The sequence below is a fragment of the Butyrivibrio sp. genome (assembly GCF_017940685.1).
Taxonomy (GTDB): domain Bacteria; phylum Bacillota; class Clostridia; order Lachnospirales; family Lachnospiraceae; genus Butyrivibrio.
The window spans coordinates 1-3,687 of sequence record NZ_JAGAYD010000212.1 but is presented as its reverse complement, the minus strand read 5'-3'; the positions used below and the strand labels follow the sequence as shown (position 1 = coordinate 3,687).

General features: G+C 42.9%; 4 protein-coding genes. All 4 read right to left on the bottom strand.

Translation table 11 applies throughout. The features are described from left to right. Positions 1-287 (bottom strand): hypothetical protein (locus tag J6I68_RS12915; RefSeq protein ID WP_292220920.1); only part of this gene is annotated, 287 nt, incomplete at its 3' end. Positions 288-416: 129 nt separating this feature from the next. Then, entirely contained in the window at positions 417-1,400 is a 984-nt protein-coding gene (locus tag J6I68_RS12910; RefSeq protein ID WP_292220919.1) for a DUF3048 domain-containing protein, read from the bottom strand. 55 nt (positions 1,401-1,455) lie between these two features. Next, positions 1,456-2,607 (bottom strand): hypothetical protein, encoded by a 1,152-nt coding sequence (locus J6I68_RS12905; protein WP_292220917.1) that lies wholly within the window; start codon positions 2,605-2,607, stop codon positions 1,456-1,458. Positions 2,608-2,619: 12 nt separating this feature from the next. Then, on the bottom strand, positions 2,620-3,435 hold the full coding sequence (locus tag J6I68_RS12900; RefSeq protein WP_292220915.1) for an XRE family transcriptional regulator: 816 nt from the start codon (positions 3,433-3,435) through the stop codon (positions 2,620-2,622). Positions 3,436-3,687 lie beyond the last annotated feature (252 nt).

Sequence of the window (3,687 nt, the reverse complement as noted above, 5' to 3'; positions counted from 1 at the left end):
CCTGACTGTACCAGAGTGTTCACATGGTTGATGATAACATATGCGCAGGAAAAAGACATAACGGAAGTCCCTGCAATTATCATCTCAAAAAATCTCTGTACCTTGTCTTCCAGTGCTCCAAGAACTGCCTGTTTCCTGTTCCCCACCGGTATATTCCTTCCAAGAACAAGAAGTGATACCAGATATATAAAACCTATTCCGATTCCTAATAAGGCAGCTGTCACCAAAAGAAATAAAAGCTTCTTGCCTACTGTAAAATCCGGATTTAAATATGCTTCTACGCTCATGATAAGTCTCCATTTGCTGTCACAGTCTTAGCATTTTCCTTGAAGGGCTAAGTCTTTGTCTGAAAAAGGACGGTCCAAGACCGTCCTTCTAATTCTATAAAATTCAGTTTATTCTATCAAGGCTGGTTATCAGCCAATTACCAGTGACCCCCAGGTGTCAGAAGGCACCAGTCCTATATAAATCTTACCTCTGTTGATCATAAGCTCTGCTCCACCTGCATCATAGTAGTGGGTAAAGCCCGTCTCACTTGCCTTTGTCCAGGTAATGGGAATAGCGACGCCGTTTGAGATATAATATCCGTTTCCAGAGCCCACAACGTTATAAGTCATATAACCGTTCTTATCAAGCTGATTAAAAGAAACTTCCTGCAGGATAACATCTTTGAAAGTAAGAGTCTGACCATCTTCTGCATCCTGATGAAGAGCGCCGTACTCTGAATAGTCATAGGTCCTTGTTTCCGGATTGAATGTAAGTATACTTCTGTTGTGTGGAAATACCCCATTAAGATCAACTGTACCTGCAGGAGCTCCCTCCCTTACAACGTCTGCATCGTTGAAAAGAAAATGCGTAGGCCTTTCAAGTCCATAGGTATATGTGGTTGGAAGTCCAGCCTTAGCAAATCTTGAAACAAGCTCAGATCCGAAGCAGTACTCTGTATACTCAGTAGGCTTGCCATTTTTGATCCTTGAAAAACTGCCACTTAAGTGTGCAGCGTAAGGCTGTGCCAGATATGGCTTGATATATTTTGGTCCGCCATCATGTATAAGAACTGCATTGTACTCTCCAGTCAGCATAACGTTGGTTGTTCTGGCACTTCTGATACTGCCAGTCTGGCCAAGGTTCTGCCAGTCCTTATATAGGCACATAAGTCTTGTGATCCTGCCATTGGCAGTGCTGTTCATCATCTCATAGACAATATCAGCTTCCCCGGTTCCGTAGTGTGCAAGTGCCTTCTTTTCATTGTCAACCATAATAGCTACAGGTCTTTGGGTTGCAATTGAGTCGTCCACTGGAAGTCCTGTAAGTTCATTAGTTGCTGCAAATACTGTAGTAGAAAACATCATAGTGCTGATAGCACCAAGTAAAGCTGCTGTGATCAATCTGCGTCGCATAAATTATTCTCCTTGGCTAAACGATTTTTAGTGCGGTATGTCTATGATATCACATTTAGTCGCACCTGCGGTACAGTTCTTTGGTTTTAATGCCATTTGCCTTGGCTCCCCTTGGCCATCCGCAGTTGGCTGCCAGCATATACAAAAATCTTGGGAACTTATAGGCATCAGCATAGATATCGGAAATAGACGTTCCGCCTTTAATGGCCCTTGCTACCTCATCAATTCCTAGGGTCACATTTCTTGCAGGACCTTTAGAAGGATCCGGCATTCTCATCATGCTTCCTACCATCTCTCCGGCCCCAATTGCAAGACCACCGCAGTAGGTAAATCCAGATTTATCTGCCCATTCTTTGACCATGCTAAGAAGGTTTCTTATCTGATGAGACTCATAAAATCCCATATTGGCTATGCAGTAGATCTTCTTATCCGGATCTTTACCTGATTTTTCAAGCATTTCCAAAAGCCTGAGGACCTGTGAAGGAATTCCGTCCACATAAAGAGGCATCACAAAAACAACCTTATCTGCAGATGAAACGATCTGTGCCAGTTCCTCATATTTATTTAAATAAGACAAAAGATTAAAAGAAACTGCAGCGTCCCCAAGTTTTCGAGAAAGCCTGTCCATAAACTTCCTGGAATTGGAGTTATCACCTCTTAGACTGCCGTTTATAAGTACAGTTTTTCCCCCATATTCACTTTGTCTTTCAAACAAATTAACAGTCTTACTTTCGATGCACTCTTCAAACTCCACTTTCTTTATGATCCCATGAAAGTTTCTGCACACAGCCTCAATGTACTGCCTGGCATGAGACTTTTCCTCTTCAGAGAAACTACTTTTCCTGAAGATAAAAGAGATTTCTTTCTCCTCTTCATATCTCTTTTTATGATGCATCTCCCCATCCTTGATGAACATAAAGGGCAGGACAAGTCCTATACTCCTGTCAAACACGTTTTTGACAAAGCTGCTAAAGCCTCCGTAAGTGTACCTGCTGATCACTACTACCTCATCTGCCCTGTGGATCAGCTCTCCCATTCTGCCATATCCATCGTCAATAAGGCACTTTCCCGGAGTCTTAAGCCAGCAGCCAAAACATCCAACACAGGGCTTTATTGTTCCATTATCAGATATTACTTCGTATCCCTCGTAGCTATCTGCAACTTTTTCCCACTCCTTGTCATCAAGATCATGAATTAACAGTTTCATTTTCTCCCCTTTTTACATAAGTCTCTTGTAAATATCAAGCATGCTCTCCATCTGGTATCTAAGTAGCCAGGAAGCGCTGTTGTACCTTGGCGTTGCCTTAAGCACAGCAATGAGCTTCGGGTAATATTCCTCTGTTTCTTTTATCATCCTGTATATCCTGTCCCTGCTAAGGCCAAAAGACATGGTGGTTAAGTTATTACATCTGTCCAGACACTTTACAAGGCAGGCCTTCGGATTTTTCTCCATCTCAGAGTAGTAGCGCCTGTTTACCTCATCCCTTTCTTTATCTGAACATTTAGGACGGGTCATCAGCCTTACTATCTCTTTTGTATCATCATCAACAGGAAGGTCTGAAAGCTTAACTCCGCAATCCTCCACCACATCATGCAGCATGCAGGCCGCTATCACATCATCCTCTTTTATATCCATGGAAAGAGCATGACAGGCCAGATTAAGCGGGTGGTAGATATATGGGATCACTGACCTCTTTCTCTTTTGCCCCTCATGGGCCTCCACAGCAAAATCCACAGCCTTAAAGGCATTTTCAAGGCCCAGGTTCTTAGCTGAAGTCTTCACATAAGTCTTCATGTGTTCCCAGTTATAGATAGCTTCCTTGGTCTTAAAGGCTTTATGCTTCTCCTCAAGGATAGCTGAAACTGATACATCAAAAACCTCCGCAAGCTTTATGACCCTGTCGGTATCAGGCTTGTACTCATCCCTCTCCCAGGATGAAACCGCCTGGAAGCTAACACCAAGAGCTTCTGCAATCTGCTCCTGGGTAAGTCCTCTTTCCTCACGAAGTCCCTTAATATTTGTTCCAATGCTCATTTGCATACCCTCCTTATGCCCTCATCATAAAGAGAAACCTAAATCCATTCTAGCTAGTATGGATTTAGGTTTCAATACTAAATTCAAGTATGACTTGAGTCATTTAGTTTTAGCCCTGAGTTGGTGCTCCGCCCTGACCACTTTCTATCATCATATTTATGGCCTCCATTGCAACCTCATAAATGCCTGCCATGTCCTTGGCGCCTTCATCGTCTTTTTCTGCAAGCTTTCTGTACTGAACTGTAAAGTACT